This is a genomic window from Sphingobium sp. DC-2, from assembly GCF_000722555.1.
GTDB classification, from domain to species: Bacteria; Pseudomonadota; Alphaproteobacteria; order Sphingomonadales; family Sphingomonadaceae; genus Sphingobium; species Sphingobium quisquiliarum.
This window is the reverse complement of the sequence record NZ_JNAC01000035.1, coordinates 255,660-272,964: the sequence shown is the minus strand read 5'-3', so window position 1 is coordinate 272,964 and position 17,305 is coordinate 255,660. Positions and strand designations below refer to the sequence as shown.

Sequence of the window (17,305 nt, the reverse complement as noted above, 5' to 3'; positions counted from 1 at the left end):
GGTCTATCGGTCAGAAATCCGGCTTTTCATAATGAGCGGGCGGCGTGATCACCTCCATCCGCTCGGACAGGAGGGGGCGGAAGGACGGGCGTGACTTGAAGCCTGCATACCAGCGCTTCACCGTTTCATGCCCGGCCCAGTCGATGCCGCCCAGATAGTCGGCGACCGAAATATGCGCGGCCGCGGCTATATCGGCCAAACTCAGCGTGGCGCCCGCCATCCAGCTGCGATGGTCGAGCAGATAGTCCATATAATCCATATGAACATTGGCGCGCTTCATCGCCTCGCGCAGCACCCGCGCATCGGGCGGCGCGCGTTCGATCAGCCGCTTCTTCATCCGTTCGTGCAGCAGCGGACCGACGACGTCGCCATAGAAATTCTGGTCGAAAAAAGCGGTCAGCCGCCGCACTTCCGCCCGCCCCGCCGCCGTGCCGGAGATCAGCGGGAATTTTTCCACCGTCTCCTCGAAATATTCGCAGATCGCCTGGCTGTCGATCAGGGTCATGCCCTTGTCCTCATCCACCATCACGGGCGTGGTGCCGGCCGGATTGAGGTCCAGAAACTCGTCATGCATCATCCATGGGGATTCGCGCACCAGATCATAGCCGATCCCCTTTTCCCCCAGCAGCAGGCGCACCTTGCGGGAAAAGGGACAGAGGGGAAATTGGAAAAGCTGCCACATATCGCCCCCTGTTAAGCGGAGCCGGGCGGCGCGGAAAGCGGCAAATGGCGGCGTCCGGCGCAAAAAATTCCGACCGCTGCGGCGGAAACTCTGCGGCCGGGCCGCAATCCGCACTTCCGGTCGCCGCAATGTGGCTCTAGAGGTCTCCAGAGCGCGGAGTTCGCAACGGAAAGGATGCCTGATGTCTGACGATTTTTTCCCCGTCCCTTCTGAATGGGCCGCCTCTGCGCTGCTCGACCGGGATGGACGCGCGGCAGATTATCGTCGCTCGATCGAAGAACCCGATGCCTACTGGCTGGACCGCGCCAAGCGGCTGGACTGGGTGAATTTTCCCACCAGGACCAACGAAAGCAGCTTTGCCGAGGCTGACTTCGGCGTCAAATGGTTCGCTGACGGCGTCCTCAACGTCAGCGCCAACTGCATCGACCGGCATCTTGCGGACCGGGGTGACCAGACGGCGATCATCTGGGAACCCGATTCCCCCGATGCCCAGCCGCGCCGCTACACCTACCGCCAGGTGCATGAGGAAGTGTGCCGCCTCGCCAATGTCCTGAAAGAGGCGGGCGCGAAGAAGGGCGACCGCATCACCATATATCTGCCGATGATCCCGGAGGCCGCCTTCGCGCTGCTCGCCTGTGCCCGGATCGGCGCCATCCACAGCGTCGTCTTCGGCGGCTTTTCGCCAGAGGCACTGGCGGGCCGGATCATCGATTGCGATTCGACGCTGGTCATCACCGCCGACGAAGGCTGCCGCGCTGGCAAGAAGGTGCCGTTGAAGGCGAATGTCGACGCGGCGCTCAAGGATTGCCCCAGCGTCCGCAAGGTCGTTGTGGTGCAGGCGACCGGCGGCAACGTCGGCATGGCCGAAGGCCGCGATGTCTGGCTGCACGAAGCGGCCGCCAATGTGCCCGCCGATTGCCCGCCCGAACCCATGAATGCGGAAGACCCGCTGTTCATCCTCTATACCTCCGGTTCCACCGGCAAGCCCAAGGGCGTGCTGCACACGACCGGCGGCTATCTGCTGTGGGCCAGCCTGACCCATGAACTGTGCTTCGACTATCGCCCCGGCGACATCTACTGGTGCGCGGCGGACATCGGCTGGGTCACGGGCCACAGCTATATCGTCTATGGTCCGCTGGCGAACGGCGCGACCACGCTGATGTATGAAGGCGTGCCCAACCACCCAACGCCCAGCCGCATCTGGGAAGTGGTGGACCGCCATCAGGTGCAGACCCTGTTCACCGCACCCACCGCTCTGCGCGCGCTGATGAAGGAGGGCGACGATTATGTGACCCGCACCAGCCGCAAGTCGCTGCGCCTGCTGGGCACGGTGGGCGAGCCGATCAATCCCGAAGCGTGGCGCTGGTATCATCATGTCGTTGGCGAGGACCGCTGCCCGATCATCGATACATGGTGGCAGACGGAAACGGGGGCGGCGATGATCGCGCCGATGCCGGGGGCGACGGACCTCAAGCCCGGCTCCGCCACCCTGCCGATGCCGGGCGTGGTGCCGCAGATCGTGGATGGCGAGGGCCATGTGCTGGAAGGCGCGGCCGAAGGCAATCTGGTCATCGCGCAAAGCTGGCCGGGACAGATGCGCACTGTCTGGGGCGATCATGAGCGCTTCTTCCAAACCTACTTCACCACCTTCCCCGGCAAATATACGACCGGCGACGGGGCGCGGCGCGACGCGGACGGCTATTACTGGATCACCGGGCGCGTCGATGACGTCATCAACGTGTCGGGCCACCGCATGGGCACGGCGGAAGTCGAAAGCGCGCTGGTGCTGCATGAAGCCGTGGCCGAAGCGGCCGTGGTCGGCTTCCCCCACGACATCAAGGGTCAGGGCATCTACGCCTATGTCACGCTGAACAGCGGTGAACAGCCGGGCGAGGAACTGCGCAAGACGCTGGTCAACTGGGTCCGCTCCGAAATCGGTCCGATCGCCACGCCGGACGTCATCCAGTTCGCGCCTGGCCTGCCCAAGACCCGGTCGGGCAAGATCATGCGGCGTATCCTGCGCAAGATCGCCGAGGGCGAAGTGTCGGCGCAGGCGCTGGGCGACACCAGCACGCTCGCCGACCCGTCCGTCGTGGACGATCTGGTGGCGAACCGGCAGGGTTGAGGACGGGCGGCGGTGCTCCTGCCAAGCGGGAGCGCCGCCGAACTGTCGCGACGATTCCCCGCAATCTGAACATCACCCAACCCGTCCGGGCTGAGCTTGCCGAAGCCTTCTTCCCTGAAGAAAGCCCCCGTTCGACAGGCTCAGAGCGGCGGGAAAATCTGCACTATCCTTAGCGCGCTAAATCAACAATCTCGCCGCTCAAGCGGCCTAGACCATCTCGCCGGTCAGGAGACGCGGCAGCGCGCCTGATTCGCCCCGTGCTTCGGCCATGAAGCGGTTCTTGAGCAGAGAGGTGCGCTGCACCGCCGCCAGCCCGAACCGGCGTATTGCTGACGGAATCCGCCCTGGCACGTCGAACAGCCGGACCAGCCCGTCCATCGCGACGCTGACCGACAGCGTATCCATGCCGCGCCAACGCTGATAGCGGGTCAGCAGTTGCGCGTCGCCGGGATCAAGGCCAAGGCGCATGCCTTCCACCAGCACCTGCGTCAGCGCCGCGACGTCGCGCAGGCCAAGGTTCAGGCCCTGCCCGGCAATGGGATGAATCGCGTGCGCGCTGTCGCCGACCAGGGCAAGGCGCGTGTCGGTGATGCGGACCGCGTGATGGAAACCCAGCGGATAGGAGGAACGCGGCCCCGCCAGTGCAATTTCACCCAGAAAGCCGCCGATCCGCTTTTGCGCTTCGGCCAGCCATGCGCGTTCGGACAGTTTCAGCATCGCCGGCGCCTGGTCCGTGGGCACCGTCCATACGACCGCCGATCGCGTGCCCGGCAGCATCGGCAGCAGCGCGAAAGGGCCGCCGGGATAGAAAATCTCATAGGCCGTGTTGGCGTGCGGCACCTCATGATCGATCGCCGTCACCATCGCGGCATGCTTGTAATTCCAGCGGGTCGTGCGGATGCCCGCCGCTTCGCGCGTGGGACTGTTGCGGCCTTCGGCCCCGACCAGCAGCGCGCCGCGAATCGTCTGACCGCTGGCAAGGGTCACACTGACGCCATCGGCATTGCGATCGACATGGGCGGCTCTGTCAGGCTGGAACCGGACCAGATTGCCGCACTGCTCCGCCGTCTGCGCCAGCGCGATGCGCAGGTCGCGATTGGGAAACATGATCCCCATCACCCCGTCATCCTCGTCAGGAGCGAAGTCGAGCGCGCCGGGTTCCAGCCCGTCGCTTACCCAGATGCGATCGATCGGGCACCCCTTCCCCTCCAGCCGCTCACCCACTCCAATGGCGGACAGCATGGCATAGCTGGTAGAAGATATGGCCGAAACCCGCCCGTCAAAGCCCGCCGACGCGGTTTCCACCGGATCGGCAGGGTCGATCACGGCACAGCGCACGCCATGTCCTGACAGAGCGATGCCCAGGGTCAGCCCGACAAGGCCCCCGCCCAAGATGACGACGTCAAAGTGTTGCATGGGCTTCTTCTAGGCGCTTGGAGCGCGATTGGGAAGCGCGACGGTGCTCCTGCGCAAGGCAGGAGCACATCAGGCCAGCTTACAGCTTGCGCACCCAGCCCGAAGGATCGGCCACGGTGCCGCGCTGAATGCCGGTCAGTTCGGCGCGCAGCGCTTCGGTCACCAGCCCGCCTTCGCCGTTGCCGATGGTGAAGTCGCCCTCAACGCTCTTGACCGTGCCGATCGCGGTCACGACCGCGGCCGTGCCGCAGGCGAAGGCCTCGCGCAGCTTGCCGCTGGCGGCGTCGGCGCGCCATTGTCCGAAGCTGTAGGGCTCCTCGCGCACCTCATGCCCCTTGCTGCGGGCGAGCTTGATGATGCTGTCGCGGGTTATGCCGGGCAGGATCGTGCCGCCCAGCGGCGGCGTCACCAGCGATCCATCGTCCATCACGAAGAAGACGTTCATGCCGCCCAGTTCCTCGACCCATTTATGTTCGGCAGCGTCGAGGAATACGACCTGATCGCAGCCATGCCTGCTGGCTTCGGCCTGAGCGACGAGGCTGGCGGCATAGTTGCCCCCGCATTTGGCCGCGCCGGTGCCACCCCGCGCCGCGCGCGTATAATGTTCGGACACCCAGAGCGTGACCGCTTTCTTGCCGCCCTTGAAATAGGCGCCCGCTGGGGAGGCGATGACGCAGAAAATATATTCCGCCGATGGCCGCACGCCCAGGAATGTCTCGCTGGCGAACATGAAGGGCCGCAGATAAAGGCTGCCTTCGCCACCGGGAATCCAGTCGGCATCGATCTTCACCAGCTCCTCGGCCGCCTCCAGGAAGATATCCTCCGGCAGCACCGGCATCGCCAGCCGTTCGGCCGATTCGGCGAAGCGGCGGGCATTTTCCTCCGGCCGGAACATGGCGATGCTGCCATCGGCCAGCCGGTAAGCCTTCATGCCTTCGAAGATTTCCTGCGCATAGTGCAGGACGGCACAGGCCGGGTCCATCTGGAACGGTTCGCGCGGGCCGACGCTATGGCTGTGCCAGCCCTGCCCCTCGGTATAGCGGATCGTCACCATATGATCGGTGAACAGGCGGCCGAACCCAGGATCCTCCAGCAGTACCGCGCGCTGGTCAGCCGATACAGCCTTGCTGCTCGGGTTGACGGTGAAGCGCGACTTCTGCTGGACGTCCATGTTGGTTGCTCCTTGGAATAGCGGCCGCCTATGTCACAAACGGCGCGCTGAAACAATGGGTCATTAATACTGACCCATTTGTTGCGGCATCGAAAGGTCCGGTCGGCACATGCTGGCATCTTGGCGCGATCCGGTCTGCCCTCTATTCCCCGCCCATGCACTTTTTTTCCGACAATGCGACACCTGTCTGCCCCAGGGTGATGGCGGCGATCGCCGCCGCCGATCAAGCGGATCATGGCTATGATGGCGATGCGTGGACGGCGAAGCTGGATGCCGCCTTTTCCGCCCTGTTCGATGCGCCGGTGAAGGCATTGTGGATCACCACCGGCACCGCCGCCAACAGCATCGCGCTGGCGTGCCTGTGCCCGCCCTATGGCGGGGTGATATGCCATGAGGAAGCGCATGTCGTGGTGGACGAATGCGGCGCGCCCGGCTTCTACACCCATGGCGCGACGCTGATGACGCTGCCGGGCGCAGGCGCGAAATTGCAGGTGGAAACGGTCAGGGACCGGCTGGCCCTTATCCGCCCGGACGTGCATCAGGTCCCCGCCCGCGCGATCAGCATCACGCAGGCGACCGAATATGGCCTTGTCTATACGCCCGATGAGGTCGCTGCGCTGGGGGCTCTGGCCCACGATCACGGGCTGCGGCTGCACATGGATGGGGCCCGCTTCGCCAATGCGGTGGCGTCAATTAGCTGTCACCCCGCCGACCTGACCTGGCGGGCGGGCGTCGACATTTTGTCGTTCGGCAGCGTCAAGAATGGCGGCATGGTGGGAGAAGCCTTGATCTTCTTCGGCCCGGAAGCGGCGGCGCGCGCGGCGGAGGCGGAGCGCTGGCGCAAGCGGGGCGGGCATCTGCTGTCCAAGGGCCGCTATCTCGCCGCCCAGTTGCTCGCCATGGTCGAAGACGGGCTGTGGCTGGCCAACGCCCGCGCCGCCAATGCCGCCGCCCAGGCCCTTGGCGGAGCAGCGGCGGGCCGGTTGATGCACCCGGTCGAGGCCAATGAACTGTTCATCCGCCTCACCCCGGCAGAGGCCGCGACGCTGCGCGCCCAGGGATTCGACTTCCACGATTGGGGCGAAGGCGCGGCGCGGCTCGTCACCAACTGGTCGCAGGACAGCGCCAGCGTGCAGCCCATGGCCGATGCGCTAAGGGCGCTGGGATGATGGAAGGCAGCGCGAATCGCGGCATCGTCATCCCCTTCCTGCTGGTGGTGCTGATCTGGAGTTCGACCTGGATCGTGATCCGCGACCAGTTGGCCGCCGTTCCGCCCAGCTGGTCGGTCTGCTACCGCTTCCTTCTGGGCGGGATCGGCATGGCGCTGTTCGCCCGGATGCGGCGCGTGCCGCTGGCGCTGCCATGGCCGGGCGTCGCTTTCGCGGCCTTGCTGGGGCTGGCGCAGTTCGTGCTCAACTTCAACTTCGTCTACCGGGCCGAACATTATCTTACCTCCGGCGTCGTCGCGACCGTCTATGCCCTGCTGCTGATCCCCAACAGCATCCTCGCCTGGATCGCCTTTCGCCAGCCGGTCAGCCGGTCCTTCATCCTTGGTTCGCTGATCGCGATCGCCGGGATCGCCATGCTGCTGCTGCGCGAATATCGCGCCGCGCCCGTGTCAGCCGACGCGGTGCTGCTGGGTATCGGCCTGAGCGCTGCGGGGCTGTTCAGCGCCTCCGCCGCCAATGTCATGCAGGGCATGGACATCGCCCGCCGCCTTCCGATGGTGGCGGTGCTGACATGGGCCATGCTGACCGGCAGCGCGATCGACGCGCTTTATGCATGGATCACGGTCGGTCCGCCGGTGATGGAGTGGCGCGCCGGTTATCTGTTCGGCATCGCCTGGCTGGGGATTGCGGGATCGGTCGTCACCTTCCCGCTCTATTTCCAGCTGATCCAGCGCATGGGAGCAGGCAGGGCGGCCTATACCAGCGTGCTGATACCCGTGATCGCCATGCTCATTTCCACCGTGACGGAGGGCTATCGCTGGACGCCGCTCAGCATGGCGGGCGGGCTGCTGGCGGTCGCTGGCATGGCCATCGCACTGCGGTCGAAGGCCGGTTGAGCTTAGTCGAGCCGCGTCGGTCCAGCCAGGCCCATGCCCGGTTCGTACAGCCGCTTGGCCGCGTTCACCCTGGCGATCAGGCTGGATAGCGGTTCGGGCGCGCCAGCGGGGCGGACGGGCGCGGCCATGCTGTTCATGCGATGGCTGACGGCGGCGAAAACATGCTCGATGCTATCCATGGCGGGTCCCCGTGAACTGATGGGACCATCCATGGCGGCTGTTGGTTAACGAGACGTAAGCGATAGGGCGGCTTTGCGCCGAACCGGTCTACCCGCTCTCGGCGAGGCAGGCGGCCAGTCCTTCGCGGTAGGTCGGATAGCGCGGCGACCAGCCCAGCAGCCGCTTGGCGCGGCCGTTCGCGACTCGCCGGTTTTCGGCGTAGAAGGACCGCGCCATGGAGGAAAGCCGCGCCTCTTCCAGCGTCTGGAGCGGCGGCAGGGGCTGGTTGAGCAGGCCGCAGGCGGCCTCCACCAGCCGGTTTTGCGCACAGGGCAGGTCATCGGCCAGATTGTAGATGCCCGGTGGCCCGCTGAAGGACGCGATAATGCCGGTGACGATGTCGTCGACATGGATGCGGCTGAATATCTGGCCGGGAAGGTCGACGCGATGCGCCTTGCCCTCTCGCACGCGATCGATCGCTGACCGGCGGGGACCATAGATGCCGGGCAGGCGGAAGCAGCGCAGATCGGCGCGAAGCCCGCGCCAGTCCCTGTCCGCCTTCACCCGCGCGGCGCGCCGGTCCGATCCGGTCGGGCTGGCCTCATCGACCCACGCCCCTGCCGCATCGCCATAGACTCCGGTGGAGGAAAGATAGCCGCTCCAGATGGCTGGCGCGGCGGCGATGGCATCTGCGTAGCGGGTGAGAACGGGGTCCTCTTCCCCCTCCGGCGGGACGGAAGACAGGATGTGCGTCGCCCGCGCGATGCTGGCGCGCACGTCGCTTTCGTCGTGGAAAGCAAGGGCATCGTTATCGGCGGCCCGGCGGACGCCGGTGACCTGCCATCCCTCGCCACGCAGGCGCGCCGCCATGCGGGACGCGGTATAACCCATGCCGAGGATGAGCAGATGCGGCATCATTCCCTCCCCCTCCGCGCAGGCAGCAACGCTGTGGTTCAGACGGTAAAGCTCTCGCCGCAGCCGCAGCTTCCCTTGGCATTGGGATTGTTGAAGACGAAACCGGCGGTGAAGTCGTCCTCTACCCAGTCCATCGTCGATCCGACCAGATACAGCACCGACGCGCCATCGATGTAGAAGGTGCCGCCGGGCGTTTCGATCTTCTCGTCGAACCGGGCTTCCTCCGTCACATAATCGACGGAGTAAGCGAGGCCCGAACAGCCCCGGCGCGGCGTAGACAGCTTGACGCCGATCGTGCCTTCGGGCGCCTGGGCCATCAGGTCCGCGATGCGCTGCTCCGCCGCTGGCGTCAGGATGACGGCGGCAGGGCGGGCGCGGGTCTTGGTCGTCGTTTCGGTCATTCTCAACTCCTCTCCCCTCCCGCTGGCGGAAGGGGCCGGGGGAGGGCCTGTCAGGAACGCCGCCTTACAGGCCCTCCCTGAACCCTCCCTTGAAAGGGAGGGGAATTATAGCATCCCCAATTCCAGCTTCGCCTCGTCGGACATCTTTTGCGGGTCCCATGGCGGGTCCCAGACGAGGTTCACCTGCGCATCGCCCACGCCCGGTACGGCGCCGACGCGCAGTTCCACTTCGCCCGGCATGGATTCCGCGACGGGGCAATGCGGCGTCGTCAGCGTCATCGTCACGACGGCATGGCCGTCTTCCGTCACATCAACGCCGTAGACGAGCCCCAGGTCGTAGATGTTCACCGGAATTTCAGGATCATAGATTTCCTTGAGCGCATCGATGATCGCGTCATAAAGATTGCCGCCCGGCTCGCCCGCAGGAACTTCGGCCGGTTTCTGCGCCAGAAAACCGTCAAGATAGTCGCGCTGGCGCGGCGCCTCTTCGACGCGCGCCTTGGGCGGGGTTTCCACCGTGTCGACCTCTTCCACCAAAATCTTCCGCTCGCCGGAGTTCGTCTCAGTCATTGGCGAAGATCTTCCTTACCCGTTCTATGCCCTTCACCAGCGCATCCACATCGCTGTCGTCGCTGTAGATGCCAAAGCTGGCCCGCGCGGTCGCCTCCACGCCCAGATGGCGCATCAGCGGCTGCGCGCAATGATGCCCCGCCCGGATGGCGACGCCCGTTTCGTCCAATATGGTGCCGACATCGTGCGGATGCACCCCCTCCACTTCGAAGGAGAGGATGCCCGCGCTGTCCTCCGGGCCGAAGACGCGCACGCTGTTGATGCCTTCCAGCGCCGCACGGGCCTTTCCGACCAGCGCGCATTCATGGACGTGGATCGCCTCCAGCCCTACGGCCTGCACATAGTCGATCGCCGCCGACAGGCCGACCACGCCGGTGATATGCGGCGTCCCCGCCTCGAACCGGGTGGGCGCCGGGGCATAGGTCGTCTTCTCGAACGTCACCTTGTCGATCATCGATCCGCCGCCCTGATAAGGGGGCATGCCGTCGAGCAATGGCTTGCGCCCCCACAGCACGCCGATGCCCGTCGGGCCGTAAAGCTTGTGCGCTGAAAAGACGTAGAAATCGCAGTCCAGCGCCTGCACATCGACACTCAGGCGCGGCACGGCCTGGCACCCGTCGATCAATATCTTCGCCCCGGCGCCGTGCGCGATGTCCGCGGCGCGGCGGACGTCGAGGACGCTGCCCAGCACGTTCGACACATGGGCCAGCGCCACCATCCTGTGGGCGGGCGTGATCATGGCCTGCATCGCGTCCAGGTCGATCTTGCCGTCCGCCGTCAGCGGCACGACATCGATCTGCGCGCCGACCTGCTCCGCCACGATCTGCCAGGGAACGATATTGCTGTGATGCTCCAGCATGGACAGCAGGATGCGATCCCCGCTCTTGAGCTGCGTCGCCGCCCAGCTATGCGCCACGAGGTTGATGCCCTCGGTCGCGCCACGGACATAGACGATTTCACTGTCCGACTGCGCGTTGATGAAGCCCGCCACCTTCCGCCGCGCGGCTTCATAGGCGAGCGTCATGTTGGCGGAGCGTTCATAAACGCCGCGATGCACCGTCGCATAGTCCGGCCCATAGGCGCGGGCGATGGCTTCGATGACGGCACTGGGCTTCTGCGCGGTGGCGGCGCTGTCGAGATAATGCCAGTTGCCAACGCCGGGGAAGTCCTGGCGCAAACTCAGAACATCGTTCGTCCTGAGCTTGTCGAAGGGCCCGCCCGCGTTTGCCAAAGGCGCTTCGCCACGCTCAGCGGCGGGCTTCGACAGGCTCAGCCCGAACGGCGGCTTGGTTTCTTCGCTCATACCAGCGCCTCCAGCTTGGCCAGCGCGGCCGCTTCCAGCCGGTCCTTCACCGCCTCGTCCGCCACATCGTCGAACACGCCCGCGACGAACGCCTTCAGCAGCAGCGTCTTGGCCGTCGCCGGGTCCATCCCGCGCGAGGCCATGTAGAACAGCGCCTGCCGGTCCAACTCACCCACTGTCGCGCCATGGGCGCATTTCACGTCATCGGCATAGATTTCCAGCTCCGGCTTGGCGTTGGCCGTCGCCGTGCGGTCGAGCAGCATCGCCTTGACCGACTGGAAGGCATCGGTGCGCTGCGCGTCCCGCGCCACGTTGATCGAGCCAAGATAGCTGCCCGTCGCGCGCTGGCCCAGGATCGAACGGATCGTCTGCCCGCTGGTCGCGTCCGGCTGCGCATGGGTGACGGAGGTGATGATTTCCAGCACCTGATCGCCGCCGCCGATGATCGCGCCGTTCAGCTCGAAATGCGCGCCCTTGCCCAGCGTCACGGTGAAGGTCACGCGGCCCAGCTTGCCGCCCACGTTCAGCACATGAAAATCGCATCGCGCGCCATCGGCGACGGTGATCACATAATCATGCACCGCCGCCGCGCCGTCCGCCGCATCCTGCAACAGATGATGGCGCGAGATTTCACCGGCCGCCACATCGATGCGCTCCGGGGCAGGCAGGGGCCAGATGGCCGCCAGCGCATCTAGGTCGCTATAGCGCCATTCTTCCGCCTTGCGCGTGGGGAGGGTGAGCGCGTTCATTCCCCACCTCCGTTCGTTTCGAGCGCAGTCGAGAAACGCAGGCACAGCGCTTCCCGCTTCTCGACTTCGCTCGAAGCGAACGGCTGTTGTTTGGAACCCCTCACGCCGCAACCACCTCGGCATAGCCTTCGCGCTCCAGTTCCAGCGCGAGTTCCGGGCCGCCCGACTTCACGATCCGGCCCGCGGCGAGGACATGCACATAGTCCGGCTTCACATAATCGAGCAGCCGCTGATAATGGGTGATCAGCAGCACCGCCTTGCCGGGCTTGCGCATGATGGCATTGATGCCGGACCCCACGATCTTGAGCGCATCGATGTCGAGGCCCGAGTCCGTCTCGTCCAATATCGCCAGCTTGGGGTCGAGAATGCCCATCTGCACCATCTCGGCGCGCTTCTTCTCGCCGCCGGAAAAGCCGACATTCACCGGGCGCTTCAACATCTCCATGTCCAGCCCCAGCAGCCCCGCCTTTTCCTTGGCGAGCTTGATGAACTCGCCGCCCGACAGGGGCTCCTGCCCCCGCGCCTTGCGCTGGCTGTTCAGGCTTTCCCGCAGGAATTGCAGGTTGGACACGCCGGGTATCTCGACCGGATATTGGAAACCCAGGAACAGCCCTGCGGCAGCGCGCTCGTACGGCTCCAGTTCGAACAGGTCCTGCCCCTCGAACGTCGCGCTGCCGCCGGTCACCTCGTAACCGGGGCGGCCACCAAGCGTATAGGCGAGCGTCGACTTGCCCGCACCGTTGGGACCCATGATCGCATGGATCTCGCCCGCATTGATGGAAAGCGACAGACCCTTCAGGATCTTCTTGCCGTCGATTTCATTCGTGAGATTGTCGATCGTCAGCATCATTCAACCCTTATGCGCACGCTGCAATGTCCGCGCGGTCCAGAAGGCCATGTCGCGCACATCGCCCGGCGCGGGGAACAGCGTGTCGATATGGCGCTTGATCGGCATATAGGGCCACCAGTCGGCTCCCGGTTCCGGCGCGCCCTTTTCCAGCACGCCGGTCACGAATTCCGTTACCGGCCCCATGCGGGCGAGGTTAGGAGCCTTCGCCTTGTGAAAGGCCTTGTCGGTCTTGAGGCGCTCGGCAAAGGCGGCGTCACCCTTCTCCAGCGACGCGCGGCATTCCGCCTGATAAGCGTCGAGATCACCGAAATCCTTGCGCGCCCGCGCTTCCAGCTCACCCTCTTCCAGATCATAATCCTCGGTCAGGATGCGGATGGCGGCGGTCCACGCCTGACCATTGCCGACATCCTCCGCAAAATCGGCGAGGGCATCCTGGATATCGTCTTCGTCGCTCAAGTCTCGGTCCTTCAAATTCTCATTCGTCATCCTGAACTTGTTTCAGGATCCATCGTCCCCCACACTCCACATCGCTTGGGGAGCAATGGATGCCGGATCAAGTCCGGCATGACGGGAAATTATCCCACGCTACCCTCAAGGCTGATGCCCAGCAGCTTCTGCGCTTCGACCGCGAACTCCATCGGTAGCTGCTGGAGCACTTCACGCGCGAAGCCGTTGACGATCAGCGACACCGCACTTTCCTGATCCAGCCCGCGCTGCATCGCATAGAATAGCTGGTCATCGCTGATCTTGCTCGTCGTCGCCTCATGCTCGATCTGCGCTGAGGGATTGCGCACTTCTATATAAGGCACGGTATGCGCGCCGCATTGGTCGCCCAGCAGCAGGCTGTCGCACTGGGTGAAGTTGCGCACGCCCTCCGCGCCCGGCGCGACGCGCACCAGCCCCCGATAGGTGTTGTTCGAACGGCCCGCGCTAATGCCCTTGGACACGATGGTAGAGCGCGACCCCTTGCCATTATGGATCATCTTCGTGCCGGTGTCGGCCTGTTGCAGGTTGTTGGTCAGCGCCACCGAATAGAACTCGCCGACGCTGTTCTCGCCGTTCAGCACGCAGCTTGGATACTTCCAGGTGATGGCGGAGCCGGTTTCGACCTGGGTCCAGCTGACCTTGCTGTTGCGCCCTTGGCAGAGCGCGCGCTTGGTCACGAAATTATAGATGCCGCCCTTGCCCTGCTCATCGCCGGGATACCAGTTCTGGACGGTCGAATATTTGATCTCGGCATCGTCCAGCGCGACCAGTTCCACGACCGCAGCGTGAAGCTGGTTCTCGTCGCGCATCGGCGCGGTGCAGCCTTCGAGATAGCTGACATAGCTCCCCTCGTCCGCGACGATCAGCGTGCGTTCGAACTGCCCCGTATTTTCCGCATTGATGCGGAAATAGGTGGACAGCTCCATCGGGCAGCGCACCCCCTTGGGGATGTAGACGAAGGTGCCATCGGAAAAGACCGCGCAATTTAATGTGGCGAAATAATTGTCGTGCATCGGCACGACCTTGCCCAGCCACTTCTTCACGAGATCCGGATATTCGCGCACAGCCTCGCTGATCGAGCGGAAGATAACGCCCGCTTCCTCCAGCTCCTTGCGGAAGGTGGTGGCGACCGACACGCTGTCGAACACGGCGTCCACCGCGACCTTGCGGCTGCCCTTCACCCCGGCCAGCACTTCCTGCTCGGCGATCGGGATGCCCAGCTTTTCATAGGTGGCGCGGATTTCGGGATCGAGTTCGTCCAGCGACTCCAGTTCCGCCTTCTTCTTGGGCTCGGCGTAATAATAGGCGTCCTGATAGTCGATTGGCGGAATGTTCAGCTTCGCCCAGTCCGGCGCTTCCATCTGCTGCCACATGGCGAAGGCCTTCAGCCGCCATTCCAGCAGCCATTCCGGCTCCTTCTTCTTGGCCGAAATGAAGCGGACCGTGTCCTCGTTCAGCCCCTTGGGCGCGAAGTCCTGCTCGATGGCGGAGGACCAGCCATGTTCGTAGGCGGATGCGCGCTCGGCAGCCTCATGCGCTTCCAGATTGCGAACGGTCGTCGTCTCTTCGGTCATGCCATTTCCCGTGTCAGGCTGGCGATGGTGACGCCTGCCAGCGCCTTGCGAATTGCATTGTTCGCCATGTTCATATGCGGCCGCACCCGGCAGTCCTGCTCCAGCAAGCAATCATGTGCGCCCTGTTCCGAGCAGGCGGTCATGGCGATGGGCCCTTCCACCGCCTCCACCACATCGGCGAGCGTGATCGTCGCGGGCGGGCGCGACAAGCGGACTCCTCCGCCCGTGCCCCGGCTGGATTCGAGCAGGCCCGCCGCCGACAAGCGGCTCACCAGCTTCTGCGCCGTGGGCAGGGGGATTCCGGTTTCGGCAGCGAGCGTGGTCGCATTCATGCGCGCCGCGCCGCAATGACGGGCGGCGGCCGACATCAATACTACTGCGTAATCTGCAAAACTCGAAAGCCTCATGCTGACAGCGGGCGCTCCACTTTGCGAACCATTCTCAAATCGGATCGAATCAATCCGATTGCGCATGTGGTCCTGGCCGCTCAGGGAATCAAGGCATTTTTCGCGCTGTCTTCAGCTCATCCGGTTCAGCACCGCCACATCGCCCCCCAACGACCGGCGCAGCAGCGTCAGCTGCGCCACTGCGGACGGCTCATTCTGCAACTGATGCGGGGTCAGGCCAATGAAATGCTTGATCTCCCGTATGAAATGCGACTGGTCGTAGAAGCGGCTGTCTTCGCACAATTCCTGCCAGCTATGCCGGTCAAGCGCGATACGCGCGCTGCACCGCAAGGCGCGATATTTGCGGGCAAGCAGCTTTGGCGGACATCCATAATAGCGGTTGGTGAGTCGGGCGAGTTGCCTGGGCGACAGGCCCGTCCGCTGCGCCAGCGTCTCGATGCGCGGCGACCCTTCGTCCATCAGCCAGTTGTCCACAGCTTCGAGCAATCGCCATGTCGCATCGCTCAAAGGTTTGACAAGGCCCGCAAGGACAGACCAGCACAAGGCCACCATTTCCTGCGGGTCGTCCATCGTTCGCAACTGGCGGAGCAGATCGTCAAATGCGCGGTTCCCGTCACCGCCAAGACTTTGGAGGCGATCAGCCTCTTCGCTGGCGTCGCCACCATGCAGGCTGATCCAGCCCGCAGGCAGCAGGGACATGCCCACAACGCGGGCGGCCCCCTCCAGATGGAAGCGCGTGGCGCCCAGCGTCGGGCCAAGGAGGCAGACTTCGGGCGTGGCCAATACCGTTCCATCATGAAACTTATAATGTCCGCCACCTTGCAGCATCAGGCGTAATTGCGGTACGTCCGCGCGCGTCACGTCAGAGTAAGTGTCGAGCGTCTCACTGAACAGGTAGAGAGAGCCGAAATAGCGGCGCAAATGTTCAGGCGGAGCGAAATATTGAAGACGGATAGGCCCGTCGGCCGCTTCTATGGTATAGGCGAGCGGCGTACCGTCCTCCTGTTCCGCAATATTGCGCGTCGCCCCGGACGCGTCCCCCCATTGACGGATCATACTTACCCCTTGGTCACACTATGCGGCATAGTACGAAACGCGCAAGAGCGATGCTGAATGGCGGTCACTTTTTCTTACGTCAAAAAAATGGCCCGGTGGTTTTCACCACCGGGCCAGTGAAAGGTCTCGTCGGCCATAATGGGCCTAGAGCCTTCGGGTCGCAGGCCGTTCATACGTCCGAATCGGACCATCATGATTGGATGGATCGGACATTCTGTGAGCCGAATCAGGACGCCAGATGCAGATTCCGGCATGCCGTCATTGTTCCGGATCAACTGTTGCATCGCCGCAACAGCGACTCGACGCAGGCGCGATCCGCTGGCATAGCGCGCGCATGTTCTATCGTCTGGCCCGCCCCCTTTTCTTTTCCATGGACGCTGAGCAAGCGCACAATCTTTCCATAGCGCTATTGCGGATGATGCCCGCGCCCGCAGGGGTGAAGGAAGACCCGATTCTGGCCCAGACAGTCGCCGGTATCCGCTTCCCCAACGCGGTGGGCCTTGCCGCGGGCTATGACAAGGAAGGGCTGGTCGCACACAAGATGCACGGCTTCGGTTTCGGCTTTGCCGAACTGGGGACACTGACTCCGCTGCCGCAGCCCGGCAATCCCCAGCCCCGCCTGTTCCGGCTGGCGGAGGACCGCGCGGTCATCAACCGCATGGGTTTCAACAATGGCGGCCAGGCAGCGGCGGCCGAACGGATCGCCAAGCGCCGTCAGCCCGGCGGCCCCGTCATCGGCATCAATATCGGCGCGAACAAGGATGCGGCCGACCGGATCGCCGATTATGTGACCGGCGTCGTCTGCATGTCCCCCCTTGCCGACTATCTGACGGTCAACATCTCTTCTCCCAATACGCCGGGGCTGCGCGCCTTGCAGGATCGCGCGGCGCTGGATCAGTTGCTCGGCGCCGTGATGGCGGCGCGCGGCGCTGACCGCACGCCGATTTTCCTGAAAGTCGCGCCCGATCTGGATCAGGCCGATGTGGAGGATATCGCCGCCGCCTGCCTCGACCATGGCGTGGATGGGTTGATCATATCCAACACGACCATTTCGCGCCCGCCACTTCGATCGAAAGCGGCGGGGGAAGCGGGCGGTCTGTCGGGCGCGCCGCTTACCGGTCTATCGTTGCAGCGGCTGCGCGACTTCCGCCGCATCCTGGGCAAGCGCCTGCCGCTGATCGGCGTGGGCGGCATCGCTACGGCAGAGCAGGCCTATGCCCGGCTGCGTGCCGGGGCGAGCCTGATCCAGCTTTACAGCGCCCTCGTTTATGAAGGGCCGGCCCTGCCCCGGCGGATCACCCGCGACTTGAAAGCGCTACTGGCCCGCGATGGCTTTTCCCATGTCAGCGAGGCCGTAGGGGTCGACGCCTGATCCG

At 64.4% G+C, this 17,305-nt stretch carries 18 protein-coding genes; 4 read left to right on the top strand and 14 right to left on the bottom strand.

Annotated elements, in window-relative coordinates:
• Nucleotides 1-10: 10 nt before the first annotated feature.
• Nucleotides 11-682, bottom strand: coding sequence for a glutathione S-transferase family protein (locus tag ET21_RS0107810; RefSeq protein ID WP_030539221.1), 672 nt, complete (start codon nt 680-682; stop codon nt 11-13).
• Between the two features lie 181 nt (nt 683-863).
• Here ET21_RS0107810 and acs point away from each other — a divergent pair, with 181 nt between their 5' ends.
• Entirely contained in the window at nt 864-2,807 is a 1,944-nt protein-coding gene (gene acs, locus ET21_RS0107805) for an acetate--CoA ligase (protein ID WP_030539220.1), read from the top strand.
• Nucleotides 2,808-3,014: 207 nt separating this feature from the next.
• Here the strand turns inward: acs and ET21_RS0107800 are convergent, their stop codons facing one another.
• Both ET21_RS0107800 and ET21_RS0107795 read right to left on the bottom strand, forming a co-directional pair.
• Entirely contained in the window at nt 3,015-4,223 is a 1,209-nt protein-coding gene (locus ET21_RS0107800; protein WP_030539219.1) for an FAD-dependent monooxygenase, read from the bottom strand.
• A 79-nt stretch (nt 4,224-4,302) separates the two neighbouring features.
• Complete coding sequence (locus ET21_RS0107795) at nt 4,303-5,394, bottom strand: branched-chain amino acid aminotransferase (protein WP_021237169.1); 1,092 nt, start codon at nt 5,392-5,394, stop codon at nt 4,303-4,305.
• Between the two features lie 155 nt (nt 5,395-5,549).
• On the opposite strand from ET21_RS0107795, the gene ET21_RS0107790 reads away from it, so the two are divergent.
• Both ET21_RS0107790 and ET21_RS0107785 read left to right on the top strand, forming a co-directional pair.
• Nucleotides 5,550-6,563 carry a low specificity L-threonine aldolase gene (locus tag ET21_RS0107790; protein WP_030539218.1) on the top strand — a complete coding sequence of 338 codons (1,014 nt, stop codon included), beginning with the start codon at nt 5,550-5,552 and terminating at the stop codon, nt 6,561-6,563.
• Entirely contained in the window at nt 6,560-7,459 is a 900-nt protein-coding gene (locus tag ET21_RS0107785; RefSeq protein ID WP_030539217.1) for a DMT family transporter, read from the top strand. Before ET21_RS0107790 ends, ET21_RS0107785 begins: the two co-directional genes overlap by 4 nt.
• Before the next feature lie 2 nt (nt 7,460-7,461).
• On the opposite strand, the gene ET21_RS28165 is transcribed toward ET21_RS0107785, so the two are convergent.
• From ET21_RS28165 to ET21_RS0107730, 11 genes are all read right to left on the bottom strand, one after another.
• A complete protein-coding gene (locus tag ET21_RS28165; protein WP_193378964.1) occupies nt 7,462-7,638 on the bottom strand; it encodes a hypothetical protein in 177 nt (58 codons plus the stop codon).
• 88 nt (nt 7,639-7,726) lie between these two features.
• Nucleotides 7,727-8,533, bottom strand: coding sequence for an epimerase (locus tag ET21_RS0107775; RefSeq protein WP_030539216.1), 807 nt, complete (start codon nt 8,531-8,533; stop codon nt 7,727-7,729).
• Between the two features lie 38 nt (nt 8,534-8,571).
• Nucleotides 8,572-8,934 carry an iron-sulfur cluster assembly accessory protein gene (locus ET21_RS0107770; protein WP_021237174.1) on the bottom strand — a complete coding sequence of 121 codons (363 nt, stop codon included), beginning with the start codon at nt 8,932-8,934 and terminating at the stop codon, nt 8,572-8,574.
• 105 nt (nt 8,935-9,039) lie between these two features.
• Nucleotides 9,040-9,504, bottom strand: coding sequence for an SUF system Fe-S cluster assembly protein (locus ET21_RS0107765; RefSeq protein ID WP_030539215.1), 465 nt, complete (start codon nt 9,502-9,504; stop codon nt 9,040-9,042).
• Nucleotides 9,497-10,807, bottom strand: coding sequence for an aminotransferase class V-fold PLP-dependent enzyme (locus tag ET21_RS0107760; RefSeq protein ID WP_237751507.1), 1,311 nt, complete (start codon nt 10,805-10,807; stop codon nt 9,497-9,499). The genes ET21_RS0107765 and ET21_RS0107760 overlap by 8 nt, the downstream gene beginning before the upstream one ends.
• A complete protein-coding gene (locus ET21_RS0107755) occupies nt 10,804-11,556 on the bottom strand; it encodes a SufD family Fe-S cluster assembly protein (RefSeq protein WP_030539213.1) in 753 nt (250 codons plus the stop codon). Before ET21_RS0107755 ends, ET21_RS0107760 begins: the two co-directional genes overlap by 4 nt.
• Nucleotides 11,557-11,656: 100 nt before the next feature.
• On the bottom strand, nt 11,657-12,403 hold the full coding sequence (sufC, locus tag ET21_RS0107750) for a Fe-S cluster assembly ATPase SufC (RefSeq protein ID WP_030539212.1): 747 nt from the start codon (nt 12,401-12,403) through the stop codon (nt 11,657-11,659).
• A gap of 3 nt (nt 12,404-12,406) precedes the next feature.
• Entirely contained in the window at nt 12,407-12,862 is a 456-nt protein-coding gene (locus tag ET21_RS0107745) for a hypothetical protein (protein WP_021237179.1), read from the bottom strand.
• Between the two features lie 119 nt (nt 12,863-12,981).
• On the bottom strand, nt 12,982-14,466 hold the full coding sequence (gene sufB / locus ET21_RS0107740) for a Fe-S cluster assembly protein SufB (RefSeq protein ID WP_030539211.1): 1,485 nt from the start codon (nt 14,464-14,466) through the stop codon (nt 12,982-12,984).
• The gene (locus tag ET21_RS0107735) at nt 14,463-14,873 is read right to left on the bottom strand and encodes an Rrf2 family transcriptional regulator (protein WP_030539210.1); all 411 of its coding nucleotides are present in this window, start codon (nt 14,871-14,873) and stop codon (nt 14,463-14,465) included. The genes sufB and ET21_RS0107735 overlap by 4 nt, the downstream gene beginning before the upstream one ends.
• Before the next feature lie 111 nt (nt 14,874-14,984).
• Nucleotides 14,985-15,929 (bottom strand): AraC family transcriptional regulator, encoded by a 945-nt coding sequence (locus ET21_RS0107730; protein WP_021237182.1) that lies wholly within the window; start codon nt 15,927-15,929, stop codon nt 14,985-14,987.
• A gap of 334 nt (nt 15,930-16,263) precedes the next feature.
• Between ET21_RS0107730 and ET21_RS0107725 the strand changes: the two genes are divergently transcribed.
• Nucleotides 16,264-17,301, top strand: coding sequence for a quinone-dependent dihydroorotate dehydrogenase (locus ET21_RS0107725; protein WP_030539208.1), 1,038 nt, complete (start codon nt 16,264-16,266; stop codon nt 17,299-17,301).
• The last annotated feature ends 4 nt before the right edge of the window (nt 17,302-17,305 follow it).

Coding starts and splice junctions, on each gene's coding strand:
- ET21_RS0107775 (WP_030539216.1), bottom strand. CDS start 8,533: ATGCCGCATCTGCTCATCCTCGGCATGGGTTATACCGCGTCCCGCATG.
- acs (WP_030539220.1), top strand. CDS start 864: ATGTCTGACGATTTTTTCCCCGTCCCTTCTGAATGGGCCGCCTCTGCG.
- ET21_RS0107760 (WP_237751507.1), bottom strand. CDS start 10,807: ATGAGCGAAGAAACCAAGCCGCCGTTCGGGCTGAGCCTGTCGAAGCCC.
- ET21_RS0107790 (WP_030539218.1), top strand. CDS start 5,550: ATGCACTTTTTTTCCGACAATGCGACACCTGTCTGCCCCAGGGTGATG.
- ET21_RS0107755 (WP_030539213.1), bottom strand. CDS start 11,556: ATGAACGCGCTCACCCTCCCCACGCGCAAGGCGGAAGAATGGCGCTAT.
- ET21_RS0107810 (WP_030539221.1), bottom strand. CDS start 682: ATGTGGCAGCTTTTCCAATTTCCCCTCTGTCCCTTTTCCCGCAAGGTG.
- ET21_RS0107730 (WP_021237182.1), bottom strand. CDS start 15,929: ATGATCCGTCAATGGGGGGACGCGTCCGGGGCGACGCGCAATATTGCG.
- ET21_RS0107785 (WP_030539217.1), top strand. CDS start 6,560: ATGATGGAAGGCAGCGCGAATCGCGGCATCGTCATCCCCTTCCTGCTG.
- sufB (WP_030539211.1), bottom strand. CDS start 14,466: ATGACCGAAGAGACGACGACCGTTCGCAATCTGGAAGCGCATGAGGCT.
- sufC (WP_030539212.1), bottom strand. CDS start 12,403: ATGCTGACGATCGACAATCTCACGAATGAAATCGACGGCAAGAAGATC.
- ET21_RS0107725 (WP_030539208.1), top strand. CDS start 16,264: ATGTTCTATCGTCTGGCCCGCCCCCTTTTCTTTTCCATGGACGCTGAG.
- ET21_RS0107800 (WP_030539219.1), bottom strand. CDS start 4,223: ATGCAACACTTTGACGTCGTCATCTTGGGCGGGGGCCTTGTCGGGCTG.
- ET21_RS0107795 (WP_021237169.1), bottom strand. CDS start 5,394: ATGGACGTCCAGCAGAAGTCGCGCTTCACCGTCAACCCGAGCAGCAAG.
- ET21_RS28165 (WP_193378964.1), bottom strand. CDS start 7,638: ATGGATAGCATCGAGCATGTTTTCGCCGCCGTCAGCCATCGCATGAAC.
- ET21_RS0107735 (WP_030539210.1), bottom strand. CDS start 14,873: ATGAGGCTTTCGAGTTTTGCAGATTACGCAGTAGTATTGATGTCGGCC.
- ET21_RS0107770 (WP_021237174.1), bottom strand. CDS start 8,934: ATGACCGAAACGACGACCAAGACCCGCGCCCGCCCTGCCGCCGTCATC.
- ET21_RS0107765 (WP_030539215.1), bottom strand. CDS start 9,504: ATGACTGAGACGAACTCCGGCGAGCGGAAGATTTTGGTGGAAGAGGTC.